The sequence below is a fragment of the Streptomyces omiyaensis genome (assembly GCF_014650895.1).
In the GTDB taxonomy this organism is placed as follows: domain Bacteria; phylum Actinomycetota; class Actinomycetes; order Streptomycetales; family Streptomycetaceae; genus Streptomyces; species Streptomyces omiyaensis.
Genome location: NZ_BMVV01000018.1, coordinates 1 through 17947, shown reverse-complemented (window position 1 = coordinate 17947; position 17947 = coordinate 1). Strand labels below are relative to the sequence as shown.

Here is a 17947-nt window from a genome sequence, read left to right as displayed (position 1 = left end):
GAGTACGGGACGGACTGTCGGGCGGCGTCGGGCGGGACGCGCGCGGAGAGTGGAGGCGTACGCGTTCCCTCCCGCACCTGGAGAAACCCATGGCTCACCCCAACCGGCGCGACCTCGGGCTGCTCGTGCTGAGGGTCGGCACCGGTGCCGTCCTCGCCGCGCACGGCACCCAGAAGCTCTTCGGCTGGTTCGGCGGCGGGGGGATCGAGGGCACCAGCCACGCGATGGAGGCGATGGGCTTCCACCCGCCCCGCGAGTCCGCCGTCGCCGCGGGGCTCGGCGAGGCCGGCGGCGGCCTGCTGCTCGCCCTGGGGCTCGCCACCCCCGCCGCCGGCGCCGCCGCGGCGGGCGCCATGGCCGGTGCCGTCTCCGTGCACGCCCCGGCCGGCTTCTTCGCCCAGGCCGGGGGCTACGAGTACCCGGCCTTCCTCGGCTTCACGGCCGCCGCGATCGGCATCACCGGAGCCGGCCGCTACTCCCTCGACCACGCCACCGGGCACGTCCTCGACCGCCCCTGGGTGGTGGCCACCGCCTTCCTCGGCTCGGCCGTCGCCGCGGCGGCCGTGGTCGGCCGCCGCGCCCAGGCCCGGGCGGCCGCCGCAGCCCCCGAGGAGGACGCGGCCCCCGTATCCGGCGGCTCCGAGGAGCCGGAGACCCACTGAACCGCCGACCGCCCCGCCGCGCGGCCGCCCCGGGACCCCGGGGGAGCCGCACGCGCGCGCGTGCGGGGCGTTAGGCTCGCCGCAGAGGAAGGGACGGGCGCCGGGCAATGAAGATCGATCTCACGGACACCAACTCCAGCGCGATCAACAAGGCGATCCTGGAGGGCCGGAGGGCCGTCGGCACCCCCGCCGTCGGTGTCGTCCTCACCCTCGTGATCGTCACCGACGAGGAGAACGCCTACGACTCCGTGCGGGCCGCCAACGAGGCGTCGAAGGAACACCCCTCGCGCACCCTCGTCGTCATCCGCCGCCGGGCGCTGTCACCCCGCGAGCGGTACGTGACCCGGCTCGACGCCGAGGTCCGCCTCGGCACCGACGCCGGCTCCGGCGAGACGGTGCTGCTCCGCCTCCACGGCGAACTCAACGCCCGCGCCGACTCCGTGGTGCTGCCGCTGCTGCTCCCCGACGCCCCGGTCGTGGTGTGGTGGCCGGTGGACGCCCCGGCCGTCCCCTCCAAGGACCCGCTGGGCGCCCTGGCGCAGCGCCGGATCACCGACACGTACGCGGTCGAGGACCCGCTCGGCGCGCTGGACGCGCGGGCCGCCTCGTACGCCCCCGGTGACACCGACCTCGCCTGGACGAGGCTCACCCCCTGGCGCTCCATGCTGGCCGCCGCCCTCGACCAGGCCGGGACGGACGTCGTCTCGGCCGCCGTGGAGGCCGAGGAGGCCAACCCCAGCGCCGAACTCCTGGCCCGCTGGTTCGAGGTCAGGCTCGGCGTGCCGGTGGAGCGGATCGTCTCCGGGGGCCCGGTCGTCACCGCCGTCCGGATGGGCACCCCGCAGGGCGAGATCCGCATCGACCGCCCCGAGGGCCCGGTGGCCCGGCTCGCCATCCCCGGCCAGCCGAGCCGCGTCATGGCGCTCAAGGTCCGCACCACGGCGGAGCTGATCGCCGAGGAGCTGCGCCACCTGGACCCCGACGACGCCTACGCGACCGCCCTGGAGCGCCGCACCTCCTGAACCGGCCCGCGGCCCCCGCCCCGTGACGGGGCCGGTTCCCCCGGGCCTCGCGGGGGTCCCCGGGACCCCCGTCCCCGGGACCCCCGTCGCCGGGGGCACCGGGCTCCGTGCGCCGCGTCCCCGGCGGAGCGTGCACCCGGCGCCGGAAGCTCCCCGCGCGAAGGACGCCGGACGGCCCGGTGTTCGACGCGCGCAAGGGCGCGCGGAGGAGGGACCCGTTCCGGGGACGGGCGGGGAGCCCCCTCACCGTCATTGCCCGTGGCCGGAGTTGAGGCGGAGACGGCGGGGGAGCGGCCCGCGGTCGGTGCAGGCGAATCCTTTTCCCTCGCACGGGTGCATACGGGTGATCCTGGACCGGGTCCGTACTTTTCCGTGCTTAAGATCCACTGCTGTGACAGAGAGTCAACATGCCCAGGTCGCGGGGGAGTCCGCGGACGTGGTCATCATCGGGGCCGGTCCCGCCGGCCTGGTACTGGGAAACATCCTGCTGCGCCACGGAGTCGACTGCGTCGTCCTGGAGCGCGCCGACCGCGAGGGCGTCGAGAACCGCGCCCGCGCCGGCTTCCTCGTGCCGAACACCGTCCGGATCCTGGAGCGCAACGGCCTCGACGGGGGAGTGCGGCGCGGCGGACGGGAGCACGGCGTCTGCGAGTTCCGCACCGAGACCGGCCGCTTCCGCCTGGACTACCGGCGGCTCGGCACGGGCGAACCGCACACCGTCTACCCCCAGCACGAACTGGTCGCCGACCTGATGGCCCGCTTCCTCGACGGAGGCGGAACGATCCGCTTCGGCACCGAGGCCGCCGCCGTCGCCGACGCGGACGGCCCGGCCCCCTCGGTGACCGTCCGGGACGCCGACGGGCGGCCCGGACGCTGGCGGGCCCGGTACGTCGCCGCCTGCGACGGACGCCACGGCGCCGGACGGCGCTCCCTGCCGCCCGGCACCGTGCGCCACCACCGCGACCACGGCGTCTCCTGGCTGGGCCTGCTCGCCGAGGCCCCGCCGAGCCTGGACGCCGTGGGATACGCGGTCCATCCGCGCGGATTCGCCGGCCACATGGCCCGCTCCGCCGACATCACCCGCTACTACCTCCAGTGCGACCGGGACACCCCGGCCGACGCGTGGAGCGAGGACCTGATCTGGGACGAACTCGACCTGCGCATGCGGGCGTCCGCCTACGGCCCCCTGGTGCGCGGCCGTATCGTCCAGCGCTCCGTCGTCGCCCTGGAGTCCGACGTCCTCGAACCGCTGCGCCACGGCTCGCTGTTCCTGGCCGGTGACGCCGCCGCCCTGCTCAGCCCGTCCGCGGCGAAGGGCGCGAACCTCGCCGTCCTGGAGGCCGAACTCCTCGCCCGGGCGCTGGTCGACGCGCTCGTCCACGGCGACCCCGAGGGGATCGACCGCTACTCCGAGCGGTGCCTGGCGCACATCTGGCGGGCCCAGGAGTTCTCGCACTGGATGATCCGCCTGCTGCACGAGCGCGCGGACCCCGGCGACGCCGGCCTCTTCCGGGAGCGGCTGCGGCACGTGCGGCTCGCGTCGCTGCGCGACTCGGCGAGCCGCCAGGACTGGTTCGCCGAGCAGTACGTCGGCATCTGACGCACCCTCATTCTCCTTCACCTGCGGGGACCTTCTCCGCGCCCTCCCTCCTCGCTCCTCCCTCACTCCTTCCCCCACCCCTGGAACGGGACATGCACTCCGAACCCTCCTTTGCCGTGCCCGCACACCCGACCCCGGTGGCGGCGGACGCCGTCACCGACGCGGAACGGCTGGGCGAGACCGCCCGGTTCGTCCGCGAGCAGGACACCGCACTCCTGCTCGCCCGCGTCCTGCCCGGCCTCGACGGACCCGAGCTGCGGGCCCTCACCGACCGGTGCCGGTTCGCGCACGCCGCCCTGCTGGTCTTCCCGCCCGACGAGGCCGCGCTGCGGACGGAGCTGGCGGCGTGCGGGCTGGCCGCCGACGCCGAGGCGCGGCCCAGCGTCGTCGTCCGCGACCGCCTCGCCGCCCGGTACGGCCGCCGCCCCGAGGACCTCGACGTGCGGATCCTGCGCCCCGGGGTCACCGGGCCCGCCGGGGAACGCCGGGCGGTCGAGGTCTTCGCGCTGGCCGCGCCCCCGGGGTCCGGGGCGGCCCGGATCGCCGCCGCCGAGCGCGTACGGGACCGCGAGGCGCACCTCGCCTTCGACGTCGAGCGCCCCGACCCGCTGGTCCTGCGGGGGCTGCTGGCGAGCTTCGCCCGGCACGGGGCGACCGCCGACGGGGGCGGCTACAACCCGCACGAGGACGGCACCGTCTTCTACCTCACCGCCCCCGACGACACCAAGTCCCCCTATCGAAGGGTGGAGTTGTACGCGGGCGGCGACCATCGCGACGTACTCGCCGAGCACCTCGGACGGGCCCCGGGCGGGGGGACCGCCCCCGCTTCCCCCGCCTCGTCCGAACCGGCGGAAACGCTCCTGCGGCTGCTCACCGGGGCCTGGACCACCCAGGCCCTGGCGGCCTGCGCGGAGCTGGGACTGCCGGAGGCGCTGGAGCGCGACGCCGGGACGGGCGTCCCCGAGCTGGCCCGGGCGGTCGGCGCCCGCCCCGAGAGCCTCGCGGTCCTGCTGCGGTACCTCGCCATGCTGGACGTGGTCGCCGAGGGCCCCGACGGCTTCCGCCTGACCGGGGTCGGCGCGCTCCTCGCGGCGGAGGCCCCGTACTCCATGCGGCCCCTGGCGCTCATGTACGGCGGACCCTTCTACGAGTCCTTCGCCCACCTGACCCACGCCGTCCGCACCGGCGAGCCCGGCTTCGAACACCTCCACGGCGAGAACCACTTCGACCGCTTCGCGCGCGACCCCGAACTCGCCGCGCGGTTCGACGGGTCCATGGTGTCGAGCGCCCCGCTCTTCGATCCGCTCCCCGGCCACCCGGTCCTCGCCTCGGCCGCCGGCGCCCCCGGCGGCCCCCGCACCGTCGTCGACGTCGCCGGCGGCACCGGCGAGCTCCTCGGACGCGTCCTCACCGCCCACCCCGCCCTGCGCGGCGTCCTCCTCGAACGCCCGCACGTGCTGGCCGCGGCGCGGACCCGCCTGGCCGTCCCGGCCGCCGAGGGGCGCTGCTCCTTCCGGGAGGGCGACTTCGCCGACGTGCCCGCCGGGGCCGACGTCTACCTGCTCTCCCGGGTCCTCCACGACTGGGACGACGAGCGCTGCCGGACCATCCTGCGGCACTGCGCCGCCGCGATGGGCCCGGACGCGGACCTGCTCGTCGTCGAGCGCCTCCTGCCGGCCGACGGCTCCCCCTCCCTCGCCACCGCGTGGGACCTCCACATGCTGTGCAACACCGGGGGCCGCGAGCGCACCGCCGAGCAGTACGCCCGGCTGTTCGCCGACTGCGGTCTCGCCCTCGTCGGCCACACCCCGCTCGCACTGGGCGCCCACGCCCTCCACGCCCGCAGACCGGCGGCGCCCTCCCTCTAGGGCGTCAGCCAGCGGCGGAGGAGCCTGCTGACGGCCGGCATCGCCGCGTAGGTCATCAGCACGTTGAAGACGCAGGCGAGCACCGCGCTGCTGAGCAGGACGGGGAGCGCGGTGAGGCGGGGGACGAGGAAGAGGCTGCCGAGCACGGAGATCGGGTAGATCGCCAGGGTCGCGCTGACCGCCATCTTCCAGCGCGGCGGCGCGGGCCGGGTCGAGCCGGGCTCGGCGAACCAGGTCTCCATGCCGGTGAGCCGGCGCCGGGCGATCTCGCTGTGGTGGTGCCCCTCGCAGTCGGCGAACCAGGCGGCGCGCTCGGGCGACTCCTGCCAGGCCCGGCAGGCCTCCGCGTCCCGGAAGCGGTGGACGAGGAACCAGGGGGCGTCGCCGCCGGCGGAGCGGAAGAAGCCGTAGCCGAGGTGGCCGGGGAAGGTCGCCGCGCAGTCGAGGATGCCGCGGGCCCAGCGCTCGAAGGAGGCCTCGTGGCCGGGTTCCACCCGGCGGGCTATCAGCAGGTTCACCTCGCCGCTGTCGGCGGGGACGGTGGCGTGCTCCAGGGTGGGCGTGGTCACGGAAACTCCTCTTGATCACCGCGCCCCGCCCCACTCTACGCGCCGGCGCCGCGGCGCCACCCGCCCGGCGGGGGCGAGTGGCGCCGCGGAGGATCCCGCGGAAGGGCACGGGGTCAGACGCGCTGCCAGAGGGCGGGCACGTTCGGGGGCTCCCAGCCCGTCTGCGCCTGGTGGCCCTGGAGGCAGCGGTAGGTGGAGCCGCCGTACGTGACCGTCGCGCCGGCCGCGTAGACCGTGCCCGCCTTCCACGTGCCGCCCGGCTCCGGCTCGCCCGGGCCGGGACCCGGACCGGGGTCGGTGCCGGTGGTCCTCAGCGTCAGCCCGTAGTTCGACAGGATCGGGTTCAGCGGCTGGAAGAACGTCGTGCCGCCGCTGGAGCAGTTGCCCGAGCCGCCCGAGGTGACGCCCTGGGCCTGGCTGCCGGAGATGTACGAGCCTCCGGAGTCGCCCGGCTCGGCGCACACGGTCGTCCGGGTCACCCCGCTGATCGTGCCCTCGGGGTAGGTCACGCTCGTGTTGTGCTGCTGGATGGTGCCGCAGTGCCAGCCGGTGGTGGAGCCGGAGCGGCAGACCGAGGCGCCGACCGGCTGCAGCACGGAACCGGTGACCTGCACGTTCGCGCCGCCCGAGCCCTTCACGTACGGGGTGGAGGTCCAGCTGCTGTTCGCCGCCACCCACGCCATGTCGTTGCCGGGGAAGACCGAGGCCTGGAAGCTGCCCTGGGCGACCTGGTTGTAGCCGCTGGTGGTCTGCCCCGCGCGGCCGCAGTGCCCGGCCGTCGCGAAGCCCTGCGTGGTGCCCCGGGTGATCGCGAAGCCGACCGAGCAGCGGCCTCCGCCGCCCATGTAGTACGCGTCGCCGCCCCGGATGTCGTAGAGCGGGCGCGGCGCCTCGGCGCTCCGCACCACCCGCACCAGCTCGCCCGGCACGCCGGTCGCCGCGGTGAGGCGCGCCGCGGCACCGGGCCCGGTCTCCTCGACGACCAGGACGTTGGAGCGCACGTCCACGTACCGGACCGGCGCGTCGGCGCCCGCCGCCCGGTCGAGCCGCTCCTTCGCCCGCTCCAGGGCGGAGAGGTCGTGCCGGACCAGCCGGGCCGTCGCCCCGGCCGCGCGGATCGCGCCGAGGTCGGCGGCGCGGGTGGTGGCCACGGTCAGGCTGCCGGACTCGGCGCCGGTGACCCAGGCGCCGGCGAAGGATCCGCCGAGCCGGTCGCGGAGCCGGGCGGCGGCGGCACCCGCCTCGGCCTCGTTGACCAGGCGGCGTTCCGCCTGGGCCCGGGTCAGCCCCAGGTCGCGGCCCATCGCGGCGAGCAGCTCGGGCTGCGCCTCGGCGGCGCCGAGCGCCCGGGCGGCGCTCTGCACCCCGGGGGCGGTCCCGGGGGAGGGCTGCGCGGCGGTGGCGGACCCGGCCTGAAGACCGGCCAGCACCATCCCGGCGGCGGCCAGCGCGGTACACGCCGCGCGGGCGTGTCGTCGGAGCATGGGGAGTCTCCTCGGTTCTCGGTGGGGGAGGGGATCTGCGGAGAACCGTAGGAACGCCCCCGTCCCGGCGGGAGCCTCCACCCGGCCCCCTCCTCCGCGTTATGGCCCCGGGCGCTGCCGGAGGCGGCCGCCACGGCGCGGGCATGAGCGTTCCCGAGGTCCTCCCGATCGCGTGCGAGCCCGGCCGCCGCACGTCCGCCATCGGCCTGTGGGACGGGGGCCGGTTCCTCGCCTCGGTCACCGCGGCCTTCCCCGAGGGCTGGACGCCGGGGGCCGACTGGCGGCGGTACGCCTCCATCGCCGTCGCGCCCTTCGCCGTGCGGTACGAGGGGACCCCGTTCGGGCTGGTCGTGGACGCGCACGAAGGGGGCCCGAGGGAATGGGCCGAGCTCCACCCCGACGGGCTGGGCTTCTCCGCCCCGTGGGACGGCACCCACGACACCTGACGGCCGCTCAGGGCGCCGCGCGCGTCGGTCCCGGCCCCGTTCCCGGGCCCGTCCTCAGGACCGTTCCCGGCCCTGTCTCCGGCCCTGTCTCCGGGCCCGTCCCCGTGGGCGGGCGGCCCGCGCTGCGGGCCAGGGCCTCCGCGTGGGCGTCACGGGCGTGGCCGAGGACGGCGGCGGCGCGTCCGGCCGCGCGGCCCTCGGGGTGCCAGCCCAGCAGGTGGCGCCAGAGGAGCGGGGCGCCCGCCAGGGGGCGGGTGACGATGCCGGGGGTGGCCGGGAAGGTCGCCCGGCACAGGCCCACCGCCCGGCCCACCTGGACCAGGTGGACGCAGGAGGCGGTGTCCGTCTCGTACACCCGGGCCGGGGTGAAGCCGGACCGGACGCACGCGGCGGCGAAGCAGTCGCCGAAACAGCCGTCGCCCGGGACGTCCGTCCAGTCCGCGTCGGCGAGTTCGGCCAGCGACACGTGCGGGCGCGGGGCCAGCGGGTGGCCCGTCGCCAGCATGACGTACACCGGGTCGCGGGCCACCTCCGTCCAGGCGAGCCGCCCGGCCTCCGGCGGGGAGCTCTCGCCGCAGACGCCGACGAGCGCGAAGTCGAGCCGGCCGGCCACCACCCCCTGGGCGATCTCCCGCTCCGACCAGGAGGTGTACGTGGTCACCCGGTCGTCCGGCGCGGCGCGGGCGAGCCGGTCCACCAGGCCGCCGAGCAGCGGTCCGTGGGTCCCGCCGAGCCGGTGCCCGGCGGCGCCGTCCCGGGCGAACCGGACGGCCTCCTCCTGGAGTTCGCAGACGGCGGGCAGCACCACCCGGGCCCGGTCGAGCACCAGGTCGCCCAGGGCGGTGGCCCGCACCCCGTCCCGGCCGCGCACGAACAGGGCCCCGCCCAGGGCCCGTTCGATCCGCTTCAGCTGGCCGCTGAGCGCGGGCTGGGCCAGTCCGAGGGCGGTGGCCGCGCGGGTGAGGCTGCCGGCCTCGGCGATGGCCCGGACCGTCTTCAGGTGCCGCAACTCCAAGTCCATGGGACCAGCTTGACGCCCACCCCATGACAGGTCCAGACCAAGGGAGGGGCTATCGGGTGCGGAGCCGCTCCGGCAGCCAGCGCAGCTGGGCCGCCTGCTGGAAGACGCCGCCGCCCTCGTGGTCGTTGAAGTCGTAGACCTCGATCGCCTTGTCCTCGTGCGCGTGGGCGTTGAACGCGGCGAAGACCGTCGACGGCGGACAGGTCAGGTCCTCCAGCGCGGTGGAGAACAGCGCGGGTGCGGTCGCCCGCGCCGCGAAGTGCACCCCGTCGAAGTAGGCGAGGGTCTCCCGCACCCGCTCCGTCCGGCCCCGGTGCGTCTTCAGGTAGTTGCCCAGCTCCCGGTACGGCGTCCGGTCCGTGACCGTCGTCGCCCGCGGGAAGTCGCACAGGAAGGGCACGTCCGGCGCCACCGCCGCGAGGTCCCCCACCAGGCCCGAGACGGCGATCGTGATGCCGCCGCCCTGGCTGATCCCGGTGACCGCCGTGCGCTCCGCGTCCACGCGCGGATGCGACCGGGCGGCCTCCACCGCGCGCACGGCGTCCGTGTACACCCGCCGGTAGTAGTACGTCTCCGGGTCCTCCACGCCCCGCGTCATGAACCCCGGGAACGACGGCGCGCTGCCCACCGGGTCCGCGGTGTCGCCGGGCGCCCAGCCGCTGCCCTGGCCGCGGGTGTCCATCACGAAGTGCGCGAAACCGGCCGACGCCCACAGCAGGTGACTGTGGGCCAGGCCGCGCCCGCCCCCGTACCCCAGGAACTCCACGACGGCCGGCACGGGCCCGTCGGTCCCCGCCGGGAGGACGAACCAGCCCTTGACCGGCTGCCCGTCGAAGCCGGCGAAGGTGACGTCGTACGTCTCCACCGTCGCGAGCCCCGTCGTCACGCGCTCGAAGCGCGCGTCCAGGTCGTGCGCGCGGGCCCGTCCGAGCGTCACCGCCCAGAAGTCGTCGAAGTCGCCGGGTTCGACCGAGGCGCTGCGGTACCCCCGGAGCTCGTCGAGGGGCAGGTCGAAAAGGGCCATGCGCGCACCGCCTGGTGAGGTCGAGTCGTCCGGAATGCCGACCGGTCCTTCCCGGCCCGGCCCACCCTAGCCCGCGCACCAGCGGATTCATATACGTGAACGGTCGTCGATTCGCCGTGCGCCCCACCCGCGCCGCCGCCACCGGTACGGACGCCGTCCGCGGGCGCGTCCGCCGCGGGGGCGCCCCCGCTCCGGCACGGCCGCGCGAGCCTTCTTCCCGCGGGCCGCCGCACAGGCCAAGGTGGGGGCTGGAACGGCGAACGGAGGAGCGCGGTGAAGGTCGGAGTCCTCAGGGAAGCACGGACCGGCGAGCGGCGGGTCGCGGCGACACCCGTCACCGTGGAGCGGATCCGCGGGCTCGGGTACGAGGTCGTCGTCGACCCCGACGCGGGGGCGGCGGCGGGCTTCCCCGACGCCGCCTACGAGGCGGCCGGCGCGGTGACCGGCGACGCGGCGGAGGCGGACGTCGTGCTCGGGGTGAACGCCCCCGGGCCCGGCCGGCTGGACCGGATGCGGCCCGGGGCTACGGTCATCGCCCTGTTCGCCCCCGCGTCCGACCCGGCGGCGGTCGAGGAGCTGGCCCGCCGGCCCCTCACCGTCCTGTCGATGGACGCGGTGCCCCGGATCAGCCGCGCCCAGTCCATGGACGTCCTGTCGTCCATGGCGAACATCGCCGGCTACCGGGCCGTCGTCGAGGCGGCCCACGCCTTCGGGCGCTTCTTCACCGGCCAGGTCACCGCGGCCGGGAAGGTGCCCCCGGCCCGGGTCCTCGTCGCCGGCGCGGGCGTCGCCGGTCTGGCGGCCATCGGCACCGCCGGCTCGCTCGGAGCCGTCGTCCGCGCCACCGACCCGCGCCCCGAAGTGGCCGACCAGGTCCGCTCGCTGGGCGGCGAGTACCTCGCCATCGAGTCCCCGGAGAAGGAGGTCTCCGCCACCGGCTACGCCAAGGAGATGGGCGACGACTACAAGGCCCGCGAGGCCGCGCTCTACGCCGCCGAGTGCCGCGACGCCGACATCGTCATCACCACCGCCCTCGTCCCCGGCCGCCCCGCGCCCCGGCTCGTCACCGCCGAGACGGTCGCCGCGATGAAGCCCGGCTCGGTCATCGTGGACATGGCCGCCGCCAACGGCGGCAACGTCGAGGGGACCGTACCGGGGGAGCGGACCGTCACCCCGAACGGCGTCACGATCCTCGGCTACACCGACCTGGCCGGCCGCCTGCCGGCCCAGGCCTCCCAGCTCTACGGCACCAACCTCCTCAACCTCCTCGCGCTCCTGACGCCCGGGAAGGACGGCGTGCTCGTCCTCGACGAGGACGACCCCGTCCAGCGCTCGGTCACGGTCGTGCGCGACGGCACCCTCGCCTGGCCGCCGCCGCCCGTCCAGGTCTCCGCCGCCCCCGCCGCGGGCGACACCGCCCCGGTGGCCGTCTCGCCGGTGATGGAGCCCATGACGCCGGGGCGCCGCTTCGCCGGCGTGGGCCTCGGCGCCCTCGCGCTCTTCCTCGCGGTCGGCCTCGCCCCCGCCGCCCTCCTGCCCCACGTCACCGTCTTCGTCCTCGCCGTCGTCATCGGCTACTACGTCATCGGGCACGTGCACCACGCCCTGCACACCCCGCTGATGTCGGTGACCAACGCCATCTCAGGGATCATCGTGGTCGGCGCGCTCCTCCAGATCGGGCACGGCGGCACCGCCGTCACCGTGCTCGCGGCCGCCGCGATCCTGCTGGCGAGCATCAACGTCTTCGGCGGCTTCGCGGTGACCCGCCGCATGCTCGGAATGTTCCACAGGAGCTGACATGTCCGCCACCCACGCCGCACAGGCGGCCTACCTCGTCGCCGCCCTCCTCTTCATCCTCGCCCTCGCCGGGCTCTCCAAGCACGAGTCGGCCCGGCTCGGCAACGCCTTCGGCATGCTCGGCATGGGCGTCGCGCTCGTCGCCACCGTCGTCCTCGCCGCCGACCGCGGCATCGGCGCCGGCGCCGCCGGACTGCTCGCCGCCGCGATGCTGGCCGGCGCGCTCATCGGCCTGTGGCGCGCCCGGGGCGTCGAGATGACGGGCATGCCCGAACTGATCGCCCTGCTCCACTCCTTCGTCGGCCTGGCCGCCGTCCTCGTGGGCTGGAACGGCTACCTGGAGGTCGAGCACCACCCCGGCGGCGCCGAGGCGGCCGCGCTCGACGCGCTCGGCACCCTCGGCATCCACCACGCCGAGGTCCTCATCGGCGTGTTCATCGGCGCCGTCACCTTCACCGGCTCGGTCGTCGCCTACCTCAAGCTCGCCGCGCGCATCGACTCCAAACCGCTCATGCTCCCCGGCAGGAACGCCCTCAACCTGGGCGCGCTCGTCCTCTTCGCCGCCCTCACCGTCCGCTTCACCGCCGAGCCCGCCCTCTGGCTCCTGATCGCGGCGACGGCCCTGGCCCTCGCGCTCGGCTGGCACCTGGTCGCCTCCATCGGCGGCGGCGACATGCCGGTCGTCGTGTCGATGCTCAACAGCTACTCCGGCTGGGCGGCCGCCGCCTCCGGCTTCCTCCTCGGCAACGACCTGCTCATCGTCACCGGCGCCCTCGTCGGCTCCTCCGGCGCCTACCTCAGCTACATCATGTGCCGGGCGATGAACCGCTCCTTCCTCGCCGTCCTCGCCGGCGGCTTCGGCATCGAGGCCCCGGCGGACTCCCGCGTCGACTACGGCGAGCACCAGGAGATCACCGCCCGCGGCGCCGCCGAACTCCTCGGCGCCGCCCGCTCGGTCATCATCACCCCCGGGTACGGCATGGCCGTCGCCCAGGCCCAGTACCCCGTCGCCGAGCTCGCCTCCAGGCTCCGCGCCAGGGGCGTCGACGTCCGTTTCGGCATCCACCCCGTCGCCGGCCGGCTCCCCGGCCACATGAACGTCCTCCTGGCCGAGGCGAAGGTGCCGTACGACATCGTCCTGGAGATGGACGAGATCAACGGCGACTTCGCCGACACCGACGTCGTCCTCGTCATCGGCGCCAACGACACGGTCAACCCGGCCGGCGCCGAGGACCCGGGCAGCCCGATCGCCGGGATGCCGGTCCTCACCGTCTGGGAGGCGGGCCAGGTCATCGTCTTCAAGCGCTCGATGGCCTCCGGTTACGCGGGCGTCCAGAACCCCCTCTTCTACCGCCCCAACACCACCATGCTCTTCGGCGACGCCAAGGACCGCGTGGAGGACATCGTCAGCGCGCTGTGAGCCGGGGCGCGCCGCCTGCGGTCACGACGGCCGCCGCGCCCGGACGGCCGGGACCCGCGCGCGGACGGCCGGGGCACGCGGGCCCGGCCGTCCGCGCGCGGCGGCCGCCCTCGACCCCCTTCCCGACCCCACCGCCCGAGGAACCCGCGCGGCACCGGGCGCGGTCGTCCCGCTTCGCGGCGCGGTTCCGCACGGGCTCCGCCGAGACCGTCCGCCGCGCATGGTTCCGCGGTGGGCGGGTAGCCGCGCGGACGCCCGGAGCGACGAAGGGGACCCGCCCCTTCCGCGGCCGAAGGAGGAGACATGACCGAGAAGAAGCGCGAGCGGAGCCACGAGCGGGGCGGCCCGCACGCCCGCACCACGCCGTCGCACGCGAAGGGGGAGAGTGGTGACGAGGAGGCCCGGCGCGAGGCGGAGGAGGCCGTGGCGGGCCGGCGGGGCACCACCGACCGCGAGGGCGCCGGCGGCCACGCGGCCAAGAGCCCGGACCCGGGCAAGGGGCGCGAGGAGCAGACGGAGGAGTGGCACTGACCCGTCCGGGTCCGTGCCCGCGAGGGGCCGGACCGCCGTGGCGGGACCGGCCCCTCGCTCGTCAGGGCCCCTCAGGGGGGCGGAGGGACGTCAGGGGGTGACGCAGGCGACCGATCCGATCGGGTGGTCGTTGCCGGTCGACGTCGCCGTGAATCCGAAGGTGACGCTGCCGTCCGGCGGGACGGTCCGGTTGTAGGCGACGTTCCCGACGGTGAGCGTGCCGTCGGGTCCGGAGGCGAGGGAGCCGTTCCACAGGTGGTCGATCCGGGTGCCCGCCCCGGGGGTCCAGCGCACGGCCCAGCCGTCGCGCGCCGTGGTGGCGTGGTTCATCACCTCGACCGAGGCCTGGAAGCCGCCGGTCCAGGAGTTGACGACGGTGTAGACCGCCATGCAACCGGTGTGAGGGTCGGTCGGGGTCGGGGTCGGGGTCGGGGTGGGGGTCGGCTCGGTCGGGGTCGGAGTGGGAGTAGGAGTCGGGGTCGGGGTGCCGTCCGAGCCGCGGATGCCGGTCACCTCGCCGTTGCCGCCGTCGAAGACGACGTCGGAGCAGGAGAAGAAGTTCTCCTGGCTGTCCGAGCGGACCCACTGGACGAAGAGCACCGCGTCGCCCGAGCGGCCCGGCGGCAGGTCGAGGTCCCAGTGGTAGTGCCCACCGTCCGTTCCCGGGGAGCCGGTCTGCGGCGGATCGGTGACGGTCTGGATCAACTCCAGGTCGTCCCAGCCCAGTGCGGTGGTGGGCGAGTAGCCGGGCTTGGACAGGTACACCCGGAAGGCACCCGGGTGCGCGGCCCAGTTGCTGTGCTTGACCCGGATCGTCCGCCCCGAGGTCAGGTGGGTCCGCGGCCAGTCGGCGCGGGCCGCGTCGTAACCGCCGAAGTCGTACGGCGACCGGCCGCCGGCGCTGCACAGCGTGCCGTCCGGCACGTAGCCGGCGCCGCGCCCGCCCGCCTGGGAGTCGAGCACGGCGAACCAGTTGTACAGCGCGTTCGGTCCGCTCTCGGCGAGCGCGGCCTCGCAGGCGGGGTTGGTCGGGTCCAGGCTTCCGGTGCTCGTCCGCGCGTCCACCCAGCAGAGGTACGTGCGCGACCCGGGCATCATCGTGACGCCGTGCGCCCGCGCGCTGCTCTGGCCCAGTAAGGTCAGGCCGATTCCGGCGATCAGGGTCGCGAGCACCGCCGCCAGGGAGGCGAGTCGCTTCTTGCGTCCGGCCATCGTGTCTCCTGTGCGTGTCGGGGATGTGTGACCGTTCGGATCACGTGCAGGCCGCGCCGCCGAGGCTGAACCCCGACGGCGGGGCGAAGGTGCCGCTGTAGGTGCCCTGGAAGCCGAAGGTCTGGCTCCCTCCCGGCGCGATCCGGGCGTTGTGGGCGAGGGCGGTCGCCGTCACGGCGCCGGAGGACGGGGAGAGGGCGGCGTTCCACGCCTGGGTGACCTGGTGTCCGGCGGGCAGGGTGAAGGCGAGTCGCCAGGGCTCCACGGGGGCCGGACCGGTGTTCGTGACGGTGACGTCCGCCGTGAAGCCGCCGCTCCACACGTGCGGCGCGAAGGTCACCCTGCAGGCCGTCGCGGGGCTCGGTCCACCGGGGCCGGGCTCACCGGGTCCGGTGGGCGGGGTGCCGAGCTCCACCGTCGAGGAGAAGGAGTTCACGGCGAGCCCGGTGCCGTTCTGCCACGGCTCGAAGCCGGCCTGGACGCTGGTCAGGTACCAGTCGTCGCGGGCCATGCCGCGGGCGACGGTCTCCCGGACGAAGTCCATGACGTCGAAGTTCCACTCCGCGAGCGCCGACGGCGCGACGAAGGAGATGACGTCGTTGGCGCCGTTGCCGCCGGTCCACACCTGCCAGGGGCGCCCGCCGACGGTGGCGGTGCCGACGGGCGCGCCGATGGGCTGCACCGGGCCCGTCCTGTGGAACCAGATCATGATCTCGGTCCGGTTCACCCCGTCGGTGCGGGGCGTCGGGTCCAGCCAGATGTCGTACGAGGCGTTGTAGACGGCGTCGCCGACGAAGCCGTAGGCGATGCCGCTGGGCGCCGCGGCGATGCCGTCGATCCGGGCGGGGAGGGCGGTGCCCGGCGAACAGCGGGTGTAGTGGCAGCCGTTGAAGAGCGAGGGGTACGACTTCGGCGGCCCGTCGGTCGCCACGGCGCCGTCGGCCCGGGTGATCCGGAAGCCCGCGTCGGTGGCGGTGACGCACTGGGTCGCGCCGGTGCCCCAGCGGTTGTTCTGGACGACGTACCGGCCCTGGATCGTGGTGGCGCCGTACTGCTCGCACAGCAGGGTGTCGGCGCGGGCCGTCGTGGCGGTGCCCGCGAGGACGCCCGTCACGGTGACGAGGGCGAGGAGCAGCGCGCCGAGCGCGTCGCGCAGGGGCCTGGGGCGGTGGGGTGAGGCTCGCATGGAGGGACCTCTCCGGGAGGGGGGTGACCTGTGGGGGCTCAGAGGGGGAGTGGAGCGCCGCCTGCCGGCGATCCGCCTTTGGGAGCGCTCCCATGCATGGTGCTGGCCGGAACTGTAGGAGCTGCGAGGGGAGCTGACAACCCGTCGGGAACGGTCGGCCCGGTCGGGAACGGTCGTCCCGGGCGGGAGGCGCGCCGGCTCGGACCGGCTCGGACCGGCTCGGCTCGGCTCGGACCGGCTCGGACCGGTGGGGAGCGGGCCGACTTCCTGGTCCGGCGGGCCGTTGGTCCGTTGGGCCGCGGATGCCCGGTTTGCGGCCGGGGCCGCGGGGCACGCGGACCTCCATGCGGTCCCGGGACCCCCGAGGTCCGGGACGGAACAGCGTGACCCAGCGAGCGAACGAGAGAGGTGGCAACCGATGTCGACCGGAATCGTCGTCGTCCTCGTCGCGGCCGTCGTCGCGGCCGGTTTCCTCGCCGCCATGGCGGTGGACCGGGGACGGCGGGCGCGGCTGCGCGACCGCTTCGGCCCCGAGTACGAACGGGCCGTCGAGGCGGCCGGCAGCAGACGGGCCGCGGAGGAGGAGCTCGACGCCCGCCGGCGCCGCTTCGCCGACCTGGAGATCAAGCCCGTGCCCGGCGAGGCGCGCGAGCGGTACGCCCGCCGGTGGATGCGGGTCCAGGAGGAGTTCGTGATCCGGCCGGAGGCCGCGGTCCACGAGGCCGACGAGCTGGTGGCGGCCCTCATGCGCGACCGCGGCTACCCCGACGAGGGGTACGAGCAGCGGCTGCGCGACCTGTCGGTGCGCCACGGCCGCGTCCTGGACGACTACCGGGCGGCCCTGGAGGTCCACGCGCTGAGCACCCACAGGTCCGCCACCACCGAACAGCTGAGGGGCGCGATGACCCACTACCGCACCCTCTTCGACGACCTGCTCGCCGACGGCGAGCCGACCGGCGCCCGGCGCCGGTCCTGACGCGGAGGCAGGAGACATGCGACACCACGACACCTCGGAGCCCACGACGCGGACGCCGGACCCCCACCCCCACGAGCGGCCGGCGGACGGGCGCCACGGACACCCGGACGCCCCCGCCGGAGCGGGCGCGGGACGGGGCCGCCCCGCCGCGGGCCCCGCGTCCGGGACGGCCGGACCCGAGCCGCAGCGTCCGCCGGAGCACAGCCCGACGGTGGCGCCGACCCCGCCGCGGCAGGCCGGCGCGGGAGCGGCCGACGACCGCCGGGCCCCGCGCCCGGCCCCGCAGGGCCCCGCCGCCCCGTCGGCGGCCCCGGACAGCCCCATCGTCGCCCCGACCCCGCCCCAGGCCGACCCCCCGGGGCGGGCCCGGCCCCACGCGGCGCCCACCGGCCCCGGAGGCGGCCGGTCCCGGCCCGTCCCCGTAGATCCCCGCACCGCGCAGCCCGGCCCTGGCTCCGACCCCGTCGATCCCGGGGCCGCGCAGGCCCGGTCAGGTCCCGCCGCCGGGAGCACCCGGCCCGGCTCCGGCCCCGCGGATCCCGGGACCGCGCAGACCGGGCCCGTATCCGCCGCCGCCCGGCAGGTGACGCCCCCGCAGGACCCGGCGGCCGCGCCGTACCCGCCCGCCCCGCGGGGCGCGCCGCAGGCCGCGCCGGGGACCCCGCCCCTGCCCGCCGCGTCCCCCGACCCGGAGGCCCACGCTTCCGGCGGGCACGCCCGTCACGCCGCGCCCGCCCCGCAGGACCCGGCGCGGGAGGCCCGGGGCGCCGGGGGCGCGGAGCGGCGGCCGGACCACGCCCGCCCCGCCCGGCCCGGCACCGGCGGGGACGCCGAGGAGATCCCGGACCTGCTCGCTCCCACGGAGGAGGAGGAGTTCCGCAAGCGCTGGCACGAGGTCCAGGGCCGGTTCGTCGACGACCCCCGCCAGGCGGTCCACGCGGCGGACGTGCTGGTCGGCGACGTGATGAGGACGCTGGCCGACACCTTCGCCCGGCACCGCGGGACCCTGGAGGGCCAGTGGGGCCAGGGGCTGGAGGCGGACACCGAGAGCCTGCGCGTCGCGCTGTGCCAGTACCGCGCCCTGTTCCACCGCCTCCTGACGACCTGACGCACGGTGCACGACCGGGCC

The 17947-nt window shown here is 76.0% G+C and carries 16 protein-coding genes; 10 read left to right on the top strand and 6 right to left on the bottom strand.

Annotation, left to right across the window (positions count from 1 at the left end; genetic code table 11):
• The first annotated feature begins 89 nt into the window (after window positions 1–89).
• The 4 genes from IE287_RS26000 (at window position 90) to IE287_RS25985 (ending at window position 5152) form a co-directional block, all read left to right on the top strand.
• Window positions 90–662: a DoxX family protein gene (locus IE287_RS26000; protein WP_189851622.1), complete on the top strand. Its 573-nt coding sequence runs from the start codon at window positions 90–92 to the stop codon at window positions 660–662.
• A gap of 107 nt (window positions 663–769) precedes the next feature.
• On the top strand, window positions 770–1684 hold the full coding sequence (gene opcA, locus IE287_RS25995) for a glucose-6-phosphate dehydrogenase assembly protein OpcA (protein WP_189851621.1): 915 nt from the start codon (window positions 770–772) through the stop codon (window positions 1682–1684).
• Between the two features lie 391 nt (window positions 1685–2075).
• The gene (locus tag IE287_RS25990) at window positions 2076–3284 is read left to right on the top strand and encodes a 4-hydroxybenzoate 3-monooxygenase (protein ID WP_373307899.1); all 1209 of its coding nucleotides are present in this window, start codon (window positions 2076–2078) and stop codon (window positions 3282–3284) included.
• Between the two features lie 116 nt (window positions 3285–3400).
• Window positions 3401–5152, top strand: coding sequence for a methyltransferase (locus tag IE287_RS25985; RefSeq protein ID WP_229883747.1), 1752 nt, complete (start codon window positions 3401–3403; stop codon window positions 5150–5152).
• Here the strand turns inward: IE287_RS25985 and IE287_RS25980 are convergent.
• Both IE287_RS25980 and IE287_RS25975 read right to left on the bottom strand, forming a co-directional pair.
• Window positions 5149–5721 carry an antibiotic biosynthesis monooxygenase gene (locus IE287_RS25980; protein WP_189851619.1) on the bottom strand — a complete coding sequence of 191 codons (573 nt, stop codon included), beginning with the start codon at window positions 5719–5721 and terminating at the stop codon, window positions 5149–5151. The two genes, IE287_RS25985 and IE287_RS25980, sit on opposite strands and share 4 nt — an antisense overlap.
• Window positions 5722–5834: 113 nt before the next feature.
• A complete protein-coding gene (locus IE287_RS25975; RefSeq protein WP_189851618.1) occupies window positions 5835–7205 on the bottom strand; it encodes a carbohydrate-binding protein in 1371 nt (456 codons plus the stop codon).
• 143 nt (window positions 7206–7348) lie between these two features.
• On the opposite strand from IE287_RS25975, the gene IE287_RS25970 reads away from it, so the two are divergent.
• On the top strand, window positions 7349–7651 hold the full coding sequence (locus IE287_RS25970; RefSeq protein WP_189851617.1) for a hypothetical protein: 303 nt from the start codon (window positions 7349–7351) through the stop codon (window positions 7649–7651).
• Between the two features lie 7 nt (window positions 7652–7658).
• On the opposite strand, the gene IE287_RS25965 is transcribed toward IE287_RS25970, so the two are convergent.
• Together IE287_RS25965 and IE287_RS25960 are read right to left on the bottom strand one after the other, a co-directional pair.
• Window positions 7659–8672 (bottom strand): LysR family transcriptional regulator, encoded by a 1014-nt coding sequence (locus IE287_RS25965; protein ID WP_189851616.1) that lies wholly within the window; start codon window positions 8670–8672, stop codon window positions 7659–7661.
• Window positions 8673–8721: 49 nt separating this feature from the next.
• Window positions 8722–9696 (bottom strand): acetylxylan esterase, encoded by a 975-nt coding sequence (locus IE287_RS25960; protein ID WP_189851615.1) that lies wholly within the window; start codon window positions 9694–9696, stop codon window positions 8722–8724.
• A 273-nt stretch (window positions 9697–9969) separates the two neighbouring features.
• Between IE287_RS25960 and IE287_RS25955 the strand changes: the two genes are divergently transcribed.
• From IE287_RS25955 to IE287_RS25945, 3 genes are all read left to right on the top strand, one after another.
• Window positions 9970–11493: a Re/Si-specific NAD(P)(+) transhydrogenase subunit alpha gene (locus IE287_RS25955; protein ID WP_189851614.1), complete on the top strand. Its 1524-nt coding sequence runs from the start codon at window positions 9970–9972 to the stop codon at window positions 11491–11493.
• A gap of 1 nt (window position 11494) precedes the next feature.
• Window positions 11495–12913 (top strand): Re/Si-specific NAD(P)(+) transhydrogenase subunit beta, encoded by a 1419-nt coding sequence (gene pntB / locus IE287_RS25950; protein WP_189851613.1) that lies wholly within the window; start codon window positions 11495–11497, stop codon window positions 12911–12913.
• Window positions 12914–13216: 303 nt separating this feature from the next.
• A complete protein-coding gene (locus IE287_RS25945; protein WP_189851612.1) occupies window positions 13217–13444 on the top strand; it encodes a hypothetical protein in 228 nt (75 codons plus the stop codon).
• Between the two features lie 90 nt (window positions 13445–13534).
• On the opposite strand, the gene IE287_RS25940 is transcribed toward IE287_RS25945, so the two are convergent.
• Together IE287_RS25940 and IE287_RS25935 are read right to left on the bottom strand one after the other, a co-directional pair.
• Entirely contained in the window at window positions 13535–14656 is a 1122-nt protein-coding gene (locus tag IE287_RS25940; RefSeq protein WP_189851611.1) for a lytic polysaccharide monooxygenase, read from the bottom strand.
• Window positions 14657–14696: 40 nt separating this feature from the next.
• Complete coding sequence (locus IE287_RS25935) at window positions 14697–15842, bottom strand: glycoside hydrolase family 12 protein (protein ID WP_189851610.1); 1146 nt, start codon at window positions 15840–15842, stop codon at window positions 14697–14699.
• A 418-nt stretch (window positions 15843–16260) separates the two neighbouring features.
• On the opposite strand from IE287_RS25935, the gene IE287_RS25930 reads away from it, so the two are divergent.
• Together IE287_RS25930 and IE287_RS25925 are read left to right on the top strand one after the other, a co-directional pair.
• Window positions 16261–16818 carry a hypothetical protein gene (locus IE287_RS25930; RefSeq protein WP_189851609.1) on the top strand — a complete coding sequence of 186 codons (558 nt, stop codon included), beginning with the start codon at window positions 16261–16263 and terminating at the stop codon, window positions 16816–16818.
• 583 nt (window positions 16819–17401) lie between these two features.
• A complete protein-coding gene (locus IE287_RS25925) occupies window positions 17402–17926 on the top strand; it encodes a hypothetical protein (RefSeq protein WP_189851608.1) in 525 nt (174 codons plus the stop codon).
• Window positions 17927–17947: the final 21 nt, after the last annotated feature.

What these genes read in the sequence shown, in the direction of transcription:
- opcA (WP_189851621.1), top strand. Translation starts at nt 770, where the DNA reads ATGAAGATCGATCTCACGGACACCAACTCCAGCGCGATCAACAAGGCG.
- IE287_RS25970 (WP_189851617.1), top strand. Translation starts at nt 7,349, where the DNA reads ATGAGCGTTCCCGAGGTCCTCCCGATCGCGTGCGAGCCCGGCCGCCGC.
- IE287_RS25930 (WP_189851609.1), top strand. Translation starts at nt 16,261, where the DNA reads ATGTCGACCGGAATCGTCGTCGTCCTCGTCGCGGCCGTCGTCGCGGCC.
- IE287_RS25960 (WP_189851615.1), bottom strand. Translation starts at nt 9,696, where the DNA reads ATGGCCCTTTTCGACCTGCCCCTCGACGAGCTCCGGGGGTACCGCAGC.
- IE287_RS25935 (WP_189851610.1), bottom strand. Translation starts at nt 15,842, where the DNA reads ATGCGAGCCTCACCCCACCGCCCCAGGCCCCTGCGCGACGCGCTCGGC.
- IE287_RS25975 (WP_189851618.1), bottom strand. Translation starts at nt 7,205, where the DNA reads ATGCTCCGACGACACGCCCGCGCGGCGTGTACCGCGCTGGCCGCCGCC.
- IE287_RS25945 (WP_189851612.1), top strand. Translation starts at nt 13,217, where the DNA reads ATGACCGAGAAGAAGCGCGAGCGGAGCCACGAGCGGGGCGGCCCGCAC.
- IE287_RS26000 (WP_189851622.1), top strand. Translation starts at nt 90, where the DNA reads ATGGCTCACCCCAACCGGCGCGACCTCGGGCTGCTCGTGCTGAGGGTC.
- IE287_RS25965 (WP_189851616.1), bottom strand. Translation starts at nt 8,672, where the DNA reads ATGGACTTGGAGTTGCGGCACCTGAAGACGGTCCGGGCCATCGCCGAG.
- IE287_RS25940 (WP_189851611.1), bottom strand. Translation starts at nt 14,656, where the DNA reads ATGGCCGGACGCAAGAAGCGACTCGCCTCCCTGGCGGCGGTGCTCGCG.
- pntB (WP_189851613.1), top strand. Translation starts at nt 11,495, where the DNA reads ATGTCCGCCACCCACGCCGCACAGGCGGCCTACCTCGTCGCCGCCCTC.